Annotated in this window: 20 protein-coding genes and 1 riboswitch; of the genes, 6 read left to right on the top strand and 14 right to left on the bottom strand. The window is 68.6% G+C overall.

What is annotated here, in order from left to right; genetic code table 11:
- The first annotated feature begins 24 nt into the window (after positions 1–24).
- Genes E3U25_RS20005 through mobA form a run of 4 tightly spaced genes read left to right on the top strand, consistent with a single transcriptional unit; the run spans position 25 to position 2,751 of the window.
- Complete coding sequence (locus E3U25_RS20005) at positions 25–744, top strand: ABC transporter ATP-binding protein (protein WP_036753804.1); 720 nt, start codon at positions 25–27, stop codon at positions 742–744.
- Positions 741–1,559 (top strand): ABC transporter permease, encoded by an 819-nt coding sequence (locus E3U25_RS20000; RefSeq protein WP_116223250.1) that lies wholly within the window; start codon positions 741–743, stop codon positions 1,557–1,559. Before E3U25_RS20005 ends, E3U25_RS20000 begins: the two co-directional genes overlap by 4 nt.
- Entirely contained in the window at positions 1,556–2,152 is a 597-nt protein-coding gene (locus tag E3U25_RS19995) for a hypothetical protein (protein ID WP_116223251.1), read from the top strand. The genes E3U25_RS20000 and E3U25_RS19995 overlap by 4 nt, the downstream gene beginning before the upstream one ends.
- Positions 2,149–2,751, top strand: coding sequence for a molybdenum cofactor guanylyltransferase MobA (mobA, locus tag E3U25_RS19990; protein WP_116223252.1), 603 nt, complete (start codon positions 2,149–2,151; stop codon positions 2,749–2,751). The genes E3U25_RS19995 and mobA overlap by 4 nt, the downstream gene beginning before the upstream one ends.
- Before the next feature lie 159 nt (positions 2,752–2,910).
- Here mobA and E3U25_RS19985 read toward each other — a convergent pair whose 3' ends face one another.
- Genes E3U25_RS19985 through thiD form a run of 10 tightly spaced genes read right to left on the bottom strand, consistent with a single transcriptional unit; the run spans position 2,911 to position 10,336 of the window.
- Entirely contained in the window at positions 2,911–3,642 is a 732-nt protein-coding gene (locus tag E3U25_RS19985; RefSeq protein ID WP_116223253.1) for an ABC transporter permease, read from the bottom strand.
- Positions 3,639–4,430: an ABC transporter ATP-binding protein gene (locus E3U25_RS19980; RefSeq protein WP_116223254.1), complete on the bottom strand. Its 792-nt coding sequence runs from the start codon at positions 4,428–4,430 to the stop codon at positions 3,639–3,641. The genes E3U25_RS19985 and E3U25_RS19980 overlap by 4 nt, the downstream gene beginning before the upstream one ends.
- Complete coding sequence (tenA, locus tag E3U25_RS19975) at positions 4,427–5,101, bottom strand: thiaminase II (RefSeq protein WP_036753605.1); 675 nt, start codon at positions 5,099–5,101, stop codon at positions 4,427–4,429. The genes E3U25_RS19980 and tenA overlap by 4 nt, the downstream gene beginning before the upstream one ends.
- A complete protein-coding gene (locus E3U25_RS19970) occupies positions 5,098–6,039 on the bottom strand; it encodes an ABC transporter substrate-binding protein (protein ID WP_116223255.1) in 942 nt (313 codons plus the stop codon). Before E3U25_RS19970 ends, tenA begins: the two co-directional genes overlap by 4 nt.
- Positions 6,036–6,998 (bottom strand): HesA/MoeB/ThiF family protein, encoded by a 963-nt coding sequence (locus E3U25_RS19965; protein WP_181180796.1) that lies wholly within the window; start codon positions 6,996–6,998, stop codon positions 6,036–6,038. Before E3U25_RS19965 ends, E3U25_RS19970 begins: the two co-directional genes overlap by 4 nt.
- Positions 6,995–7,591, bottom strand: coding sequence for a thiamine phosphate synthase (locus E3U25_RS19960; RefSeq protein WP_114536084.1), 597 nt, complete (start codon positions 7,589–7,591; stop codon positions 6,995–6,997). Before E3U25_RS19960 ends, E3U25_RS19965 begins: the two co-directional genes overlap by 4 nt.
- Positions 7,588–8,352 (bottom strand): thiazole synthase, encoded by a 765-nt coding sequence (locus E3U25_RS19955; RefSeq protein ID WP_116223257.1) that lies wholly within the window; start codon positions 8,350–8,352, stop codon positions 7,588–7,590. The genes E3U25_RS19960 and E3U25_RS19955 overlap by 4 nt, the downstream gene beginning before the upstream one ends.
- A 1-nt stretch (position 8,353) precedes the next feature.
- Positions 8,354–8,551: a sulfur carrier protein ThiS gene (gene thiS / locus E3U25_RS19950; RefSeq protein WP_036753591.1), complete on the bottom strand. Its 198-nt coding sequence runs from the start codon at positions 8,549–8,551 to the stop codon at positions 8,354–8,356.
- Positions 8,535–9,512: an FAD-dependent oxidoreductase gene (locus E3U25_RS19945; RefSeq protein ID WP_116223258.1), complete on the bottom strand. Its 978-nt coding sequence runs from the start codon at positions 9,510–9,512 to the stop codon at positions 8,535–8,537. Before E3U25_RS19945 ends, thiS begins: the two co-directional genes overlap by 17 nt.
- Entirely contained in the window at positions 9,509–10,336 is an 828-nt protein-coding gene (gene thiD, locus E3U25_RS19940; protein ID WP_116223301.1) for a bifunctional hydroxymethylpyrimidine kinase/phosphomethylpyrimidine kinase, read from the bottom strand. Before thiD ends, E3U25_RS19945 begins: the two co-directional genes overlap by 4 nt.
- Positions 10,337–10,403: 67 nt before the next feature.
- A riboswitch (TPP riboswitch) is annotated at positions 10,404–10,507 on the bottom strand.
- A gap of 181 nt (positions 10,508–10,688) precedes the next feature.
- On the opposite strand from thiD, the gene E3U25_RS19935 reads away from it, so the two are divergent.
- Positions 10,689–11,291: an HAD family hydrolase gene (locus E3U25_RS19935; RefSeq protein ID WP_116223302.1), complete on the top strand. Its 603-nt coding sequence runs from the start codon at positions 10,689–10,691 to the stop codon at positions 11,289–11,291.
- Between the two features lie 92 nt (positions 11,292–11,383).
- Here the strand turns inward: E3U25_RS19935 and E3U25_RS19930 are convergent, their stop codons facing one another.
- The 4 genes from E3U25_RS19930 to E3U25_RS19915 all read right to left on the bottom strand — a co-directional run bounded on the left by E3U25_RS19930 (position 11,384) and on the right by E3U25_RS19915 (position 15,340).
- Complete coding sequence (locus E3U25_RS19930) at positions 11,384–12,097, bottom strand: trypsin-like serine peptidase (RefSeq protein ID WP_140846475.1); 714 nt, start codon at positions 12,095–12,097, stop codon at positions 11,384–11,386.
- A gap of 214 nt (positions 12,098–12,311) precedes the next feature.
- Complete coding sequence (gene aroQ, locus E3U25_RS19925) at positions 12,312–12,746, bottom strand: type II 3-dehydroquinate dehydratase (protein WP_116223259.1); 435 nt, start codon at positions 12,744–12,746, stop codon at positions 12,312–12,314.
- Positions 12,747–12,774: 28 nt separating this feature from the next.
- On the bottom strand, positions 12,775–13,476 hold the full coding sequence (locus E3U25_RS19920; protein WP_116223260.1) for a response regulator transcription factor: 702 nt from the start codon (positions 13,474–13,476) through the stop codon (positions 12,775–12,777).
- Positions 13,469–15,340: a PAS-domain containing protein gene (locus E3U25_RS19915; protein WP_114536086.1), complete on the bottom strand. Its 1,872-nt coding sequence runs from the start codon at positions 15,338–15,340 to the stop codon at positions 13,469–13,471. The genes E3U25_RS19920 and E3U25_RS19915 overlap by 8 nt, the downstream gene beginning before the upstream one ends.
- 121 nt (positions 15,341–15,461) lie before the next feature.
- Here E3U25_RS19915 and E3U25_RS19910 point away from each other — a divergent pair, with 121 nt between their 5' ends.
- Positions 15,462–17,438 carry a long-chain fatty acid--CoA ligase gene (locus E3U25_RS19910; protein WP_072462196.1) on the top strand — a complete coding sequence of 659 codons (1,977 nt, stop codon included), beginning with the start codon at positions 15,462–15,464 and terminating at the stop codon, positions 17,436–17,438.

The following is a 17,438-nucleotide window of genomic DNA, read 5'->3' as shown; positions in this document are numbered from 1 at the left end:
GTGCGCGCCCCGCCCCTTTGCCAGATGCCGCAGGACGCGCTTTCCATCCAGCATGTCAGCCACAGCTTCGGCCGCTTTCAGGCGCTGAAGGACGTGTCGCTGACCGTGCCGCGCGGCGGCTTCACCGCGCTTCTGGGCGTGAACGGCGCCGGCAAGACCACGCTGTTCTCGCTGATTACCCGGCTTTACGACAACCGCTCGGGCCGGATCGAGGTGGCGGGGCACGACCTGCGCCGCCAGCCCGGCGCGGCGCTGGCGCGGCTGGGGGTGGTGTTCCAGTCCCGCGCGCTGGATGCCGACCTGACCGTGGCGCAGAACCTGGAATACCACGCCGCGCTGCACGGCATTCCCCGGCGCGAGGCGCGGGCGCGCAGCCTCGAGGTGCTGGCGCAGGTCGAGCTGTCGGACCGGCTGCATGCCAGGGTCTCGGCCCTGTCCGGCGGCCAGCAGCGCCGGGCCGAGATCGCCCGCGCCCTGATCCACCGCCCCGAGATCCTGTTGCTGGACGAACCGACCGTCGGCCTCGACGTGAAATCCCGCGCCGAGGTGGTGGCGCTGACCCGCGCGCTGGTGCGGGGCGGGGTTTCGGCGCTTTGGGCCACGCATATCCTGGACGAGATCCGCCCCGAGGACGGGCTGGTCATCCTGCACCGGGGCGAGGTGCTGGCCTGCGGCAATGCCGGCGCCATCGGCGGCGACGACCTGACCGCCACCTTCCTGCGCCTGACGGGGGAGGCGGCATGAGCCATCGCCTGACCCCGCGCATGTGGCTGACCGCATTCCTGGGCATCGCCCGGCGCGAGACCCTGCGCTTCGTCAACCAGCGCGGCCGCTTCCTGGCGGCGCTGGTGCGGCCGCTGGTCTGGCTGTTCATCTTTGCCGCCGGGTTCCGCGCCGTTCTGGGCCTGTCGATCACGCCGCCCTACCAGACCTATGTGCTTTACGAAGTCTATGTGACCCCCGGCCTTTGCGCGATGATCCAGCTGTTCAACGGCATGCAAAGTTCGCTCTCGATGGTGCATGACCGCGAGACGGGGGCGATGCGCACCCTGCTGGTCAGCCCGTTCCCGCGCTGGTTCCTGCTGGCGGCCAAGCTGGTCGCGGGGGTGATCGTGTCGATCATCCAGGTCTATGCCTTCCTGGCCATCGCCTGGTTCTGGGACGTGCAGCCGCCCGCCATCGGCTATCTGGCGGTGCTGCCGGCGCTGTTCCTGGCGGGGCTGATGCTGGGGGCGATGGGGCTGTTCCTGTCATCGGCTATCCGCCAGCTGGAAAACTTTGCCGGGGTGATGAATTTCGTCATCTTCCCGATGTTCTTCGCCTCCAGCGCGCTTTACCCGCTGTGGCGGATGAACGAAAGCTCGCCGCTGCTGCATGACATCTGCGCGGCCAATCCCTTCACCCATGCGGTTGAGTTGATCCGCTTTGCCCTTTACGCGCGCTTCGATCTTCTGTCCTTCTTGGTGGTGTCGGGTTGCCTGATCCTGTTCTTTGCAGGGGCCGTGATCATGTATGATCCGGCCAAGGGGCTCTGGGCCCGGCGAAAGGGGGGAGCATGAGATACCTGGTTCTGGCGCTTTGCCTTGTCGCGGGCGCAGGCGCGGCGCAGGCGGAAAGCGGCACCGATCCCGACTGGCCCTGCGTGCAGCGCAAGCAGCCGCACCTGTCGCTGGGCCAGATGTGGTCCGGGCCCGAGCCGGACGAGGCCGTGCGCGACCTGGCCCGCACGCCCGAGATCGCCGCCCTGGCCGACCGGCTGGAGCAGCGCCGCCTGCCGCTGCCCGAGGCCGAGGCCGAGATCGCCGCATTCGCCGAGGGCGCCGACGACCGGCAGCTGACCGCGCTGATGGTGGCGATCTTTGACCGGATCGAGCCGCATCGCACCGCGCTGATCGCCGGCATCGCGCGCTATGGCCACAAGCAGGTCGATCTGGCACAAAGGATCGACGCCCACCGCGCCAGGATGGAAGAGTTGCAAAAGGCCGAACAACCCGATTTCGACGCGATCGACGCCGAGGAGGAACGGCTCGACTGGGACATGCGCATCTTCCAGGACCGCCAGCACGCGCTGACCTATGTCTGCGAGACGCCGGTGATCCTCGAACAGCGGGTCTTTGCGCTGGCCCGCGCCATCGCCGCGGGGCTGGAATGAGCGCGCTGCCCGCCGCCATCCTGGCCGGGGGCCTGTCCACGCGCATGGGCGGGGGCAACAAGGCCTTGCGGATGCTGGCGGGCGAGACGCTGCTGTCGCGGGTGATCGCGCGGCTTTCGCCGCAATGCGGGCGGCTGGCGATCAATGCCAATGGCGAGCCCGAGCAGTTCGCGGAATACGGGCTGCCGGTGATCGCCGACGGCATCGGCGGCTTCGCCGGGCCGCTGGCCGGGGTTCTGGCCGGCATGGAATGGGCGGCGGCCGAGGGGGCCGACAGCGTCGTCAGCGTCAGCGTCGATACGCCCTTCCTGCCCGAGGATCTGGTGCATCGGCTGCGCGAGGCGGCCGGCCGCTCGGGCGTGGCCATCGCCGCCAGTCCGGACGACAGCGGGCAGCTGCGCGACCATCCGACCTGCGCGCTCTGGCCGGTGTCGCTGCGCGGCGAGTTGCACGAGGCGCTGGAATCCGGGCTGCACCGGATCGGCCAGTTCGCGGCTGCGCATGATCCGGGACGGGCGGTGTTCGACAGCCGCCCGCTGGACCCGTTCCTGAACCTGAACACGCCCGAGGATCTGGCCCGCGCCGCGCGCCTGGTCTAGCAGGCTGCTGAAAAAGGATTTTGAGAGGGCGACGCAGCGGAAATCGTTCTGGATCCAGCTAATATCGGCCCGAAAATGGGGTATTTTCGGCAAATTTGAAGCGGATTTCCCGGTTCCCCGCCCACGCTGTCCTGTCGCAAGGACTTTTTCAGCAACCTGCTAGACGCCGTAGCGGCGCAGCAGCCGGTGCAGCGCGATGGCGACGAGCCGGGCGAAGATCACCGTCATCACCGACAGCACCAGCAGGGCGGCAAAGACCAGGGCGGTCTTCATCCGGCCGTTGGCATGGATCATCAGCGCGCCAAGGCCGCGGGCCCCGCCCACCCATTCGCCGATCACCGCGCCGATGGGCGCATAGACCGCCGCCAGCCGCAGCCCGGTGGCGAGGCTCGGCAGCGCGGCGGGGATGCGCAGGTGGCGCATGATGCGGGTGCGGCCGGCGCCCATCACCTGCGCCAGGTCCAGCGCCGCCTGCGGCGTGCGCATCAGCCCGTCCAGGAAGGCGCTGGCGACCGGGAAGAACACGATCAGCACGGTCATGGCGATCTTGGGCGCCATGCCGAAGCCCAGCCACAAGGTCAGGATCGGCGCCAGGGCAAAGACCGGGATGGTCTGGCTGAAGGTCAGGATCGGCCGCAGCACGCCGGTCAGTTTCTGCGAAAACCCCATCGCCACCGCCAGCGCCGCGCCCAGGGCCGAGCCGAGGGTGAAGCCCAGCACCACCTCGGCCAGGGTGAAGCCGGCATGGCGGGCGATCTCGGCCTGGTTGATCCACAGCGCGTCGGCCACGGCCAAGGGCGAGGGCAGCAGGAAGGGCGGCATGCCGGCGAGCCAGATGACCCCCTGCCAGAGGGCCAGGATGGTGACGACCAGGGCCGCGACGGTTCTCATGCCATCATCCCCCGCATCAGCTCGGCCTGCAGGGCCAGCACCTCGGGCGCGTCATAGGGGCGGGCGGCGCCTTTCGGGCGCGTGTCGGGCCGGGGCCATTCGGTCAGCCCCGTTTCCCGCAACAGCAGGATGCGGTCGCCCAGCCGTGCCGCCTCGGCCGGGTCATGCGTGACCAGAAGCACCGTGCGGTCGTCGAGCAGGCGCGCTGCCAGATCCTGCATCTGCGCCCGCGTGCGCGCGTCGAGCGCCGAGAAGGGCTCGTCGAGCAGCACCAGCGGCCGGTCCTCGAAAAGCGTGCGGGCCAGGGCGGTGCGCTGGCGCTGGCCGCCGGACAGGTTGGCGGGCAGGTGATGGGCGCGGTCTGCCAGGCCCACGGCCTCGATCAGATGGGCCGCGCGGGCTGCGGGGGCGGCCGGGGGCTTTGCCCCCCGCCGGAGCGGCCCCTCGATGGGGCCGCTCCGGCGTCCCCCAGGATATTTGGACACGAAAGAAGCCCCCAGGCTGCCGCGCAACCGGGCGCCCAGGGTGACATTGCCGGTCACGTCGAGCCAGGGGATCAGGCCGGGATCCTGCGCCATCAGGGCGACCGGGCAGTTGCGCACCACCTCGCCCTCGAAGCGCGCGCCGGTTTCCAGCCCGGCGATCAGGCGCAGGATGGTCGATTTGCCGACGCCCGAGGGGCCGAGCAGGCAGGTCCAGCCACCGAGTTCCAGCACCAGCTCCACCGGCGCGAACAGCGGCGCCTCGCCGACCCAGGCGCGGCCGCGGACCGAGGCCGCGGCGGTCATGCGCGGCCAAGCTCCCAGAAGGCGACCTCGAGCCGGGTGGCGGTGGCAAAGCGCTGCGACAGCGCCGTCCAGCGCGGGCTTTCCTGGGGCGCCGCGCCCAGTCGCTTGCGGATGGCGCTGTCCAGCAATTCGCCGGCCGAGATGCAGGCGGCCTGATATTCGGCGCCGGCATAGGTGTCGATCCATTCGCGATAGGGGGTGTCGGGCGCCGCCTCGGCCTGGAGCCGCAGCCCGATTTCGCCATAGCCCAGCACGCAGGGCATCAGCGCCGCCAGCAGGTCGAGGAAATCGCCCGAATAGCCCGCCTCGAGCACATAGCGGGTATAGGCGATGTTGGTCACCGCCTCTTGCGCATTGGCCAGCACCTCGGGGCCCATGCCGGCGCGGGCGCAGGTCTGGACATGCAGGCCCATTTCGTGATCGAGCAGGGTGTGAACCGTGGCCGAACAGGCCCGCATCTCGTCGAGGTCGCCGGCCTTGACCACCGCCAGCGCCCAGGCGCGCGAGAAGTTCTTCAGGAACAGGTAGTCCTGCACCAGGTAGGTCAGGAAGCAGGATTGCGGCAGCGTGCCGTCGCGCAGCCCCTCGACGAAGGCGTGGCGGGTATAGGCGTCCCATTCCGGCTGCGCGTCGGCGCGCCAGGCGGCGAAGGCGTCTCCGTAGCGGTTCATTCTGCCGCCCCCACGTCCAGCGCCAAGTCCGAGACCGGCAGCACGCCGTCCACCAGCCCGGCCTCGTAGAGGAAGGCCTCGAACCGCGCATAGCGGCCCTGGTCCAGCGCCGCCGGCGATTGCGAGAAGCGCGGCAGCGTGTCCTTCCACGCCTCGGCGTTCAGCTCGTCGCGAAGGTCGGGGGCGGTGGCCGAGAACAGCTCCCAGGCCTCGTCGGGGTGGTTGATCATGTATTGCGCGCCGCGCTCGACCGCGTGCAGCAGACGGCGGGTGCGGTCCAGGTCCAGGTTGGCCGGGTTGGCGACGAAGATCAGCTCGTCATAGGTCGGCACGCCCTGTTCCTCGACGAAGAAGCATTTGCCCTCGGCGCCTTCCAGCCGCATCTGCGTCAGCTCGAAATTGCGATAGGCGCCGATGGTGGCATCGACCTGGCCGGCGATCAGCGCCGGCGAAAGCGACCAGTTCACGTTCACCATCTCGATGTCGTCCATGGTCAGCCCGGCGGTCCCGAGGATCTGGCCGACCAGCGCCTCCTCGACGCCCGAGACGGAATAGCCGATCTTCTTGCCCTTGAGGTCGGCGATCTCTTGCACCGGGCCGTCGGCCTTGACCATCAGGCAGTTCAAGGGCGTGGCGACCAGGGTGCCCACGCGCTTCAGCGGCAGGCCCTCATGCACTTGCAGGTGCAGTTGCGGCTGGTAGCTGATGGCGTAATCGGCCTTGCCGGCGGCGACCAGCTTGGGCGGGTCCGAGGGATCGGCGGGGGCGACGACCTCGACCTCCAGCCCTTCCTCGGCGAAGAAGCCCTTTTCCTGGGCGACGATGATCGGGCCGTGGTCGGGGTTCACGAACCAGTCCAGGATCAGCGTGACCTTGTCCTGGGCCAGCGCCGGCTGGGCCAGGATCGCGAGGGCGGCGGCAAGGGTGAAATGTTTCATCGGTCGTCGTCTCCAAGGGCCAGAAGGGTGATCTCGCCGCTCCAGCGGCGGGCAAGGGCGTCGGCGGCGCGCCAGGAGCGCAGGCCGGAACGGCAGGCCAGCACCACGCGGCCGCCGGGGTCGGGCAGGGGGCCGGTCGCGCCGTAATCGGGCAGGCGCAGCGCGTCCGGGGTGGCCTTGCGCGGGGCCTCGTCCTCGGGGCGCAGGTCGATGACCAGGTCGGCCGGGCGGATTTCCTCGCGGGCGATGAAGCGCGGGCCAGTCGCCTCGGGCGCGGCGTCGAAGCGGAACTGGGTGAAGCGGCCATTGTCGAAGCGGATAAACTCGCCCAGGGGCGAGGGGGCCAGGCCCAGAAGCAGCCGCAGCGCCATCTGCGCCTGGATGCAGCCGAGCATGCCCACCACCGGGCCCAGCACGCCGGCGGTGGCGCAGGTCTGGCCGCTGTCGGGCGGGTCGGGGAACAGCGCGCGCAGGCTGGGCGCGCCCCGGCAGAAGCCGCCGACATAGCCCGCAAGCCCCAGCGCCGAGGCCGAGATCAGCGGCTTGCCCGCCGCCAGGCAGGCGTCGGACAGCGTGTAGCTAGCGGCATAGCTGTCGGCGCAGTCCAGCACCACATCCGCCGCCGCGACCAGCGCGGGGGCGTTCAGCGGGGTCAGGCGCTCCTCCAGCGTCTCGACCCGGACCGAGGGGTTCAGCCCGGCCAGGGCCTGCGCCGCGGCGCGGACCTTGGGCTGGCCCAGATCCGCCATGCGGTAAAGCGGCTGGCGGTGCAGGTTCGATTCCTCGACCGTGTCGGGGTCGATCAGGGTGATGCGGCCGATGCCGCTGCCTGCCAGGTATTGCAGCACCGGCACGCCAAGCGCGCCCGCGCCGACCACCAGCGCATGGGCGGCACCGATGCGGTCCTGCCCCTGGGCGCCGACCTCGGGCAGGACCATCTGGCGGGCATAGCGGTTCATGCCGTCACCCGCAGCCATTCGCGGATGCGGCCCTCGGGGTCGGGGTTCAGCGTAATGTCGGTCACGGCCGAGGCCACGTCGGCGCCAGCGGCGAAAGCCTCGAGCGCGCGGTCCGGGGTCACGCCGCCGATGGCGACCAGGGGCGTCGCGCCGACCAGCCGGCGCCATTCGCGGACCCGGTCCAGCCCCTGCTGTTCCCATTTCATCTTCTTCAGGATCGTCGGCCAGACCGGACCCAGCGCGACGTAATCGGGCCTGAGCGCCAGCGCCCGGTCCAGCTCGGCATGGTCGTGGGTCGAAAGGCCCAGCCGCAGCCCCGCCTTGCGGATCGCGGGAATGTCGGCCGTGTCCAGATCCTCTTGCCCCAGGTGGATGAAGTCGCAGCCCAGGTCGATGGCGGCCTGCCAGTGGTCGTTGACGACCAGCGTGGCGCCATGTTCGCGGCAAAGCTCCTGGCACAGCGCCAGTTCGCCCAGCAGCCGGGCGGGCGGCTGGTCCTTGATGCGGATCTGCACCAGCTTCACGCCCAAGGGCAGGGCGCGGCGCAGCCAGTCGCTGTTGTCGAAGATCGGATAGAAGCGCGGCAGTTTCATCCCAGCACCGCCATTCCGAAGAGCGGGGTCGAGGGCGCGGCCATGTCCCGCGCCTCGATCGCGCCGGCGGCATGGGCCAGCTGGCCCGCCTCGATCGCCAGCGCCATGGCGCTGGCCATGGCCACCGGATCGCCGGCCTTGGCGACGGCGGTGTTCAGCAGCACGGCGTCATAGCCCAGCTCCATCGCCTGGGCGGCGTGGCTGGGCAGGCCGATGCCGGCATCGACCACCAGCGGCACGTCCGGGAAATGCGCCCGCAGGCTGCGCAAGCCGTAAGGGTTGTTCAGCCCCCGGCCCGAGCCGATGGGCGCGCCCCAGGGCATCAGCACCTGGCAGCCCGCGTCCAGCAGCCGGCCGCAGACCGACAGATCCTCTGTGCAATAGGGAAAGACCTGGAAGCCGTCGTCGGACAGGATGCGCGCCGCCTCGACCAGGGCGATCACGTCGGGGCAGAGCGTGTCGTCGTCGCGGATCACCTCCAGCTTGATCCAGGGCGTCTCGAACAGTTCGCGCGCCATCTGCGCGGTCGTCACCGCCTCGCGCACCGAATGGCAGCCGGCGGTATTGGGCAGGACCGGGATGCCCAGATCCTTGATGAGGTTGTGGAAATCCTGGCCGGCGCCGCCTTCGCGCCGCAGGCTGACGGTGGCGATGCCGGCGCGGGATGCGCGGAACGCCTGCGCCATGATCGCGGGCGAGGGGTATTGCGCCGTCCCCAGCATCAGCGGGCTTTCGACCGCGGTTCCGTAAAAGTCCGGCATCTCAGCCCCCCTGCATCGGCGCCACGACTTCCAGCGCGTCGCCATCCTTCAGCGTGGTTTCCGCCCGCGCGGCGGCGGGCAGGAAGGCGCCGTTCAGCGCCGTCGCCACCTTGGCCGCGCCCAGTCCGATCTCGGCCAGCGCGTCCTGCACGGACGGGCCGTTCAGGTCGCGCGCCTCTCCGTTAAGGGTGATCTTCATCCATGAACTCCGGTTTCCGGCCCTCGAGAAGGTAATCGGCGGCCATGCGGGCCACGGCGGGGGCCAGAAGATAGCCGTGGCGGTAAAGGCCGTTTGCGTAAAGCGTGCCGCCGCGCCGGCGCAGGCGGGGCAGGTTGTCCGGGAAGGCCGGGCGCGCATCCGAGCCAAGCTCCAGGATCTCGGCCTCGGCAAAGCCGGGATGCAGGGCATAGGCGGCCGACAGCATCTCGACCGCCGAACGGGCGGTGACGCGATACTTGCCGCCGGTCTCCAGCATGGTGGCGCCGATCATGTAGACGCCATCGCCGCGCGGCACGAGGTACAGCGGGATGCGCGGATGCAGCAGGCGGATGGTGCGGGTCAGGGTCACTTCCGGGCAGCGGATCACCAGCATCTCGCCGCGCACGCCGCGCAGGTCGGCCAGTTCGTCCTTGGCCGCCAAGCCGCGCGCGTCCACCACAAGGCCGGTGGGCGTCCCCTCGGTCTCGATCTGGATGCCGCGTTCCTCCAGCCGGTCGCGCAGCGCCAGCAGGGCGGCGCGCGGGTTCAGGTGCGCCTCGGTCGCGAAATGCAGCCCGCGCGGGAAGCGGCCGGACAGTTCCGGCTCCAGCGCCGCGATTTCGTCGCCGTTCACCGGCTGATGCGCCTCGGTCAGCCGGGCGAAACGGTCGAGTTCCGCCCGGTCGCGCGAGGGCGCCAGCACCAGCGTGCCGCGGCGGATGACCTCGGCCCCGTTCGCCTGCCACCAGTCGGCGGCCTCGACGCCCAGGCGCAGCACCACCGGCTCGGCGCTTTCGGCCTCGCAATAAGGGGCGAGCATCCCGCCCGCGCGCCAGCTGCAGGCTTGCGATCCGGGCTTGCCGGCCGGGTCGATGATGCGCGGCAGGGTGCCGCGCTGGGCCAGTTCGGTGGCGATGCAAAGCCCCATCACCCCGGCGCCAAGGATGGTGATCTGGTTCATGCCTGCCCCCAGAGCGCGTGGAAATGATGCACCGGGCCATGGCCCAGCCCGACCGACAATTCGTCGGCGCGGGCGATGGCGGCCTGCAGCCAGCCATGGGCGCGGGTCACGGCCTGCGCCACCGTCATGCCCTGCGCCAGCCCGGCCGCGATGGCCGAGGAAAGCGAACAGCCGGTGCCATGGGTGTTGGGCGTCTGCTGCCGCGGCGCGGTCAGGACCAGCGGCTCGGGACCGATCAGCAGGTCGGTGCAGCTGTCCTCGGTTGCGTGGCCGCCCTTCATCAGCACGTTGGCGGCGCCCAGAGCGCGCAGCGCCTCGCCCTGCTGGCGCATTTCCTCGGGGGTCGCGGCGGCGGCAAGGTCCAGCAGGCGCGCGGCCTCGGGCAGGTTGGGGGTCAGCACGGTCGCCAGCGGGATCAGCTGCTCGCGCAGCGCCGAGACGGCCTCGTCCGGCAAAAGCGCGTCGCCGGATTTCGCCACCATCACCGGGTCCAGCACCACCGGGACCGGGTTGTCCGCCAGCAGCGCCGTCAGCCGGCCGGCGACGACCGTGATCGCATCCACGCCGCCGACCATGCCGATCTTGACCGCGCGCACGTCCAGGTCGCCGAAGACCGCGTCGATCTGGGCGGCGATCATGGCGGGGCTGACGGGTTCGACCGCGGCGACGGTGCGGGTGTTCTGCGCGGTGATCGCGGTGATGACCGAGGCGCCATAGACGCCCAGCGCCGAAAAGCTTTTCAGATCGGCCTGGATTCCGGCGCCGCCGCCGCTGTCCGAGCCGGCGATGGTCAGCGCGATGGGATGGGGCTGCAATCCCGACATGGCCCGCCTTTCGTTTCGGCCGGGCACGCGGACGCTGGGCGGATGGGTGGCGGCCTGGGATTGCGGGCCGCGTCACTCTACCCTTCCCTACGCCGGCATGACCCGGATCAGGTTCGATGGGTCGGTGCCCGGCACCTCTCAGCCCCGTGCGGGGCTCCCCAAGTGTATGAGTCTTCCGCGCGACACTAGGCTCCGGCGCCCCGTATTGCAAGGGCCGCGCGCGGCCGGCCCCTCGCTGTCGCGGATCCGTCGGCCTTGCCGGCAGCATGGCGGGGCGCGCGGCGCGGTTTTCGGGCTTTACAGCGCCGGGATTTCCGGCCGATCTGGGCGCGGCGAAATGCGGAAGGATGCGATGAAAAGCGTGATCTTCGACCTGGGCGGGGTGCTGATCGACTGGGATCCGGCGCTGGCCTTTGCGGATGTGTTCACCAGCCGGGCCGAGGCCGAGGCCTGGATGGCCCGCATCGACTTTCCCGGCTGGAACCGGATGCAGGACGGCGGGCGCAGCTTTGCCGAGGGGCTTGCCGCCGCCCGCGCCGCCCATGGCGACGAGGCGCGCCACCTGGCCGGCTATCTGGCGGCTTTCCCCGTCACCATCGAAAAGACCGTGCCGGGCAGCTGGGCGATTGCCGAGGCGCTGCTGGCCCGCGGGGTGCCGCTTTATGCGCTGACCAACTGGTCGGCCGAGACCTGGCCCCATGCGCTGGAACTGCATTCCCGGCTGGGCGGGCTGTTCGCCGACATCCTGGTCTCAGGCCAGGTCGGCGCGCTGAAGCCCGAGCCCGCGATCTTTCGGCTGCTGATGGACCGTAACGGGCTGCGCCCCGAGGACTGCATCTTCATCGACGACAGCCCGGCCAATGTCGAGGGCGCCCGCGCGCTGGGCATCGACGCGATCCGCTTTACCAGCGCCGAGGCGCTGGGCGAGGATCTGGCGCGGCGCGGGGTGTTTTGAGGGGGCGGCTAGTCCGCTTTGCGGGACCGGAGCGGTCATTCGCAGCCTGCATGAGCAGGAGAAATCTATCAGCAAAGACCTCACGTTGGCATTTAAGAAAGCAACTCAATTAAAACACTGCTTTTAATAAGATACGATAGTCCAGCATGTGCGCCCGACCCATCCGCAACCTTTATGTGGCCAGCATTCACGCCAATCATTTTACTTCCTCGAAATCCGCCGCCGTAAGTAATGCCGGCGCCAGACTGAAGTCCTCTATCTAAAGTAAAAACAGGTGAGCCAGAATAGCCGCCCCATGAGAATCCCTCAATTGCAATGCGCCTTGCGTCGCCGCTGAGACCATGCCCGATAAAATTCTGCGATGGATCACTTGCCACCCACCCGGTTCGCATTACCGGCTGATTAGACGCTCCATGATACACTGGGAAAGCCACAATGTCGGAGATATCTACCTCGGAAAAGTCGGCGTCTGCCGCTAAGTAGCTTTCCTCAATCGGTACCACGCTGCCTGGCAACGCTCCGTCAATTCTGACATTGCTCAGATCAACCACGGCAACATCTTCCTTCTCATTTTTTGGAAACAGAATCTGTGGTGGGCTAAAGGAAAAATCAAACGGCAGCAGATTTCCGTCACAATATCCCGCAGCGACTACCTTTCTCAAAGCCCAATTTTTCTTGCGGGGGTCACTGTAGCTTGCATCGAAGACATGCCTGTTTGATACAAGATACAACTTTCCGGCGCTTGTCCTTAGGAAAAATGCCGTACCGGAAGCAGACTTCTCGTTACCGTATTCGTCAAAATACACAGAAACCCTCGTTGCGCTGTACAAGTGCTTCCGGGTCAGCGGGTGATACATATTCACGCCTCAAATGTTCTGAATGGGTTCACGATACAGATTGCTGCGTTTTCCTCGTGAGTCGCAAACAACGCTTTGAATTCCAGGAGGTTGAACGTGCGTCTAGGTAGTGCGGCTACGGTTCGGCCGTCCGCTTCGGGCTCAAACCACCGCCCCAGCCCACCTATCCCACCAGCTTCGCCACGTGGCGCAGCGCCAGCAGGTAGCCGTGGATGCCCAGGCCGGCGATCACGCCCTCGGCGCGCAGGCTGACATAGGAATGGTGCCGGAAGCTCTCGCGCTTGTGGACGTTCGAGATATGCACCTCGATCACCGGACCGTCGAAGGTGTTCAGCGCATCCAGGATCGCGACCGAGGTGTGGGTGAAGGCCGCCGGGTTGATGACGATGGCCTGGGCCGATCGCCGCGCCTCGTGGATCAGGTCGATGATCGCGCCCTCGTGGTTCGACTGGTGGAAGGCGATCTCCAGACCAAGCTCGGCCCCCAGCGCCCGGCAGTCGCGTTCCACGTCGGACAGCGTGGTGCTGCCATAGATCTCGGGCTGGCGCTGGCCCAGAAGGTTCAGGTTCGGGCCGTTCAGGACATAGACGGTGGGCATGGGCGTTCTCCGGCAGATCGGGGGCAATCTAGCCCAGTTCGGCCAGAAAGATATAGCCCGCGCCGTAGATCGTCTTGATCAGGCGCGGGTTCTTGGGATCCTCGCCCAGCTTGGTGCGCAGGCGCGAGATGCGCACGTCCATCGCCCGGTCGAAGCTTTCCCCCGCCGTGCCGCCCAGCGTTTCCAGCATCTGCGCGCGCGAGATCAGCCGGCGCGGATTGTCCAGGAACAGGCGCAAGACCTCGGCCTCGGCATGGCTGATCGGGGTCTCGGCGCCTTCGGGCGAGGTGAGCGTGTAGCGGTCGAAATCGGCCGACCAGCCGGCAAAGCGGACCTGCTGGCGGCCGGGGCCGGTCTCGCGCTGGGGCTTGCGCAGCCGGGCGCGGATGCGGGCCACGACCTCGGCCGGCTCGAAGGGCTTGATGATGTAGTCGTCGGCGCCAAGCTCCAGCCCGGTCACGCGGTCCTGCACCTGCGCCCGGCCCGAGATGATGATGATCGCCGCGCCGGATTCGCTGGCCAGCCGGTGGACCAGCGCCAGCCCGTCGCGGTCGGGCAGGCCCAGGTCGATCAGGCAGGCATCGGGCTGGATGCGGCGCAGCGCCGCCTCGAACTCGGTGGCGCGGGCGAAGCCCTGGGTGCGAAAGCCCGCGTCTTCCAGCGCCGCGGATAGCAGGCGGCGGATTTCGGGCTCGTCGTCGAGAATGGCGATCAGGGGGGCGTCAGTCATCTGTCTCTGCCATGGCCACGGCCAGTTCGGTGTCGCCAAAGGGCTTGGTCAGGACCGGGCAGTCAAGCCCCGATCTGCGCGGATCGCCCGGCGGCAGCGCCGTCATCAGCACCAGCGGCAGGCCGCGGCCCCGCAGATCCGCCCCCGAACCGTCGCCCAGTTGCAGGTCGGAGAGGATCATGGTCAGCCCGGCCAGGTCGGTCAACCCGCGCGCCTCGGCCAGCGAGCCGGCCTCGATCACCGAATGGCCCTGGGCGGTCAGCATCTCGCGGATATGGGCGCGGATGGCGTCGTCATCCTCGACCAGCAGCACCAGTTGCGGGCGGGCGGCGCGCAGCGGCAGGCGGATGGTCACCTGCGCGCCGCCGCCCTCGGCATTGCCCAGCCGCAGGGTGCCGCCCGCCAGCTTGATCTGGTCATAGACCATCGACAGGCCAAGGCCGGTGCCCTGGCTGCCCTTGGTGGTGAAGAAGGGCTCGGTCGCGCGCGCCAGCGCCTCGTCGGAAAAGCCGGGGCCGGTATCGGCGACCGCGATCTCCAGCCAGCGGCCGGCGGGCCGGACGGTGACGCCGATGCGCCCGCGGCCCCGCATGGCGTCGCGCGCGTTCAGGATCAGGTTGAGCAGCACGTCCTGAAGCACGCCGGGGTCCAGCATCACCCGCGCCGGCAGATCGCCGATGCGGGTGTCCAGCGTGACGCCCGCGCCCAGCGTCGGCCGGGTCATCGCCGCCAGGTCGTCCAGCATGGCGCGCAGCCCGACCGGCTGCGGCTGGTGCTCGCGCCGGCCGGTCAGCGCCGAGATGCCGTCGAGCAGCCGCACCCCGCGCCGGGCGGCGGCCAGCGTGGCCTGCACGTCCTCGGCCTGTTCGGGCGGCAGTCCGGCGCGGGCCAGCCGGCCCTGCAGGCCCAGGATGATGGTCAGCAGGTTGCCGAAGTCATGCGCCAGCCCCGAGGTCATCTGCGCCGCCACCGCGCGCTTGGCGGCATGGGTCAGCGCCTCGCGCGCCTGCACCTCGGCGGTGACGTCGGTGGACAGGATATAGACGCCGCGCCCGTTCTGGTCGGGGGTCAGCGCGATGCGGATGCGCCGACCCGAGGGCGGGTGCGTGATCTCGAACACCTGCGGCTGGCCGGCGATGGCGCGGTCCAGGTGCGGGCGGATGCGGGCGAAGGTCTCGGCGCCCAGCACGGTTTCGCATTGGCAGCCGATGATCGAGCGATTCGCGCCTGGAAACACCATCGAGATCTGGTTGTTCGAGAAGGTATAGCGATAGTCGCGGTCCATATGCGCGATATGGGCCGGGACCATGGCGGTGACATGGCGGGTGCGGGCCTCGGATTCGGTCAGGATGCGCTTGGCCTCCTCCAGCGCGGCATTGGTCGCGGCCAGGGCGCGGTTCGCGGCCGACAGCCGCTCGGCATTCTCCAGCACCAGCTCCGAGAGTTCCTCGGACCGGGCGCGCAGCAGCGCTTCCTGCCGCTTGATATGGGTGATGTCGGTATAGACCGCGATCCAGCCGCCCTGGCTGAGCGGCGCCCCCTCGACCGAGATCCAGCGGCCGTCGGCGCGCTTTCGTTCCATGTAATGCGGCTGGAAGGTGCGGGCCTGGTCGACGCGCTCGCGAATCGCGGCCTCGGGGTCGTCCTGGGGGCCGTATTCGCCGCGATGGACCAGGTAGCGGATCGTATCCTGGAAGGTGGCGCCGGTGCGGGTCAGCTCGTCCGGCAGGCCGAACATCGCCTGATAGGGGCGGTTGCAGACCGCCAGCCGCAGGTCGGCGTCGAAGATCGAGATCGCCTGCTGGATCAGGTTCAGCCCCGAGCGGGTCAGTTCGGCGTGCCGGTCGTTCGTGGGCGTGACCATTCCTGGCATTGCGCGGTCCCTGTAACAATTCGTAGGATTCAGGAAAAACTGACGCAAGGATTGCCGCAGTAAGCTGAGATTGCCAGAGGGAAGAGGAGCCCTGACGGCAAGGGGAGGAACCATGCAGAACGCTGAGGCGGCCCAGGCCGGTTTGCAGTCGATTCCAGCGTTGCTGGCGCGCAATGCCGAACGCTTCGGCAACCGGCCCGCCTATCGGGAAAAGGAATTCGGGATCTGGCAAAGCTGGACCTGGGCCGAGGCCGCGGACGAGATTCGCGCCCTGGCGCTGGGCTTCCTGGTGCTGGGCCTGAACCGCGGCGATCACGTCGCCATCATCGGCCGCAACCGCCCGGCGCATTACTGGGCCATGGTCGCGGCGCAGATGTGCGGCGCGGTGCCGGTGCCGCTGTATCAGGACGCGGTGGCCGAGGAGATGGCCTATGTGCTGGACCATTGCGGCGCCCGCTTCGTCGTCTGCGGCGACCAGGAACAGGTGGACAAGGTGCTGGAGGTCGGCGCCCGTGCCCCTTCGGTCGAGCATGTGGTCTATACCGACAAGCGCGGGATGCGGAAATACGACCATTCCCGCATGAACGCGCTGGCCGATGTCCAGGCCGAGGGCCGCGCCGCCCAGCAGCGGCTGGGGCACGAACTGGACGCGCGCATCGCCGAACTGGGCTATGACGATACCTGCGTGATGCTGTATACCTCGGGCACCACCGGCAAGCCCAAGGGCGTGGTGCTGTCCAATCGCAACATCATCGAGACCGGCAAGAACACCGCCTCCTTCGACCACCTGACCGCGCGCGAGGAAGTGCTGGCCTATCTGCCCATGGCCTGGGTCGGCGACTTCATCTTTTCGGTCGGGCAGGCCTATTGGGCCGGCTTCACCGTGAACTGCCCCGAGGGCGCGCATACGATGATGACCGACCTGCGCGAGATCGGGCCGACCTATTTCTTCGCCCCGCCCCGCGTCTTCGAAGGCCAGCTGACCTCGGTGATGATCCGCATGGAGGATGCCGGCCGCTTCAAGCGCTGGCTGTTCCGGCATTACATGGAGATCGCCCGCCGCGTCGGCCCGGCGCTTCTGGACGGCAAGCCGGTCGGCGCGCTGGACCGGCTGCGCTACGGCCTGGGCAACCTGCTGGTCTATGGGCCGCTGAAGAACACGCTGGGCTATTCCCGCATCCGCGTCGGCTATACCGCGGGCGAGGCGATCGGGCCCGAGATCTTCGATTTCTACCGTTCGCTGGGCATCAACCTGAAACAGCTCTACGGCCAGACCGAGGCCAGCGTCTTCATCACCCAGCAGCCGGACGGGCAGGTGCGCTCGGACACGGTCGGCGTGCCCTCGCCCGGCGTCGAGCTGAAGATCGCCGAAAGCGGCGAGGTCTTCTATCGCTCGCCCGGCACCTTCGTCGAATATTACAACAATCCCGACAGCACCGCCTCGACCAAGGATGCCGAGGGCTGGGTGGCGACCGGCGACGCCGGCTTCTTCGAGGAGGCGAGCGGGCACCTGCGCATCATCGACCGCGCCAAGGATGTGGGCCGCATGGCCGATGGCCGGATGTTCGCGCCGAAATATGTCGAGAACAAGCTGAAGTTCTATCCGAACATCCTGGAGGCGGTGGTCTTCGGCGCCGGCCGCGACATGTGCACGGCCTTCATCAACATCGACCTGACGGCGGTCGGCAACTGGGCCGAGCGCAACAACATCGCCTATGCCAGCTACCAGGAACTGGCCGGCCATCCGCAGGTCTATGCGACGATCAAGCAGCATGTCGAGGCGGTGAACGAATCCGTCGCCGCCGACCCGATGCTCTCGGGCTGCCAGATCAGCCGCTTCCTGGTGCTGCACAAGGAACTCGACCCCGACGACGGCGAGATGACGCGCACCCGCAAGGTGCGCCGCAACATCATCGCCGAGAAATATGCCGACCTGATCGAGGCGCTCTATGACGGCCGCGACACGGTCAGCACCCGCACCGAGGTGACCTACGAGGACGGTCGCAAGGGCGAGATCCGCGCCACGCTGAAGATCGAGGACGCCCGGACCTTCCCGACCCAGACCATGCAGAAGGTGGCCGCGGAATGA

The organism is Paracoccus versutus (assembly GCF_029909795.1).
Lineage (GTDB): Bacteria > Pseudomonadota > Alphaproteobacteria > Rhodobacterales > Rhodobacteraceae > Paracoccus > Paracoccus versutus.
Note: the sequence above shows the minus strand (reverse complement) of the source record. Positions and strands in the feature narration are given on the sequence as shown.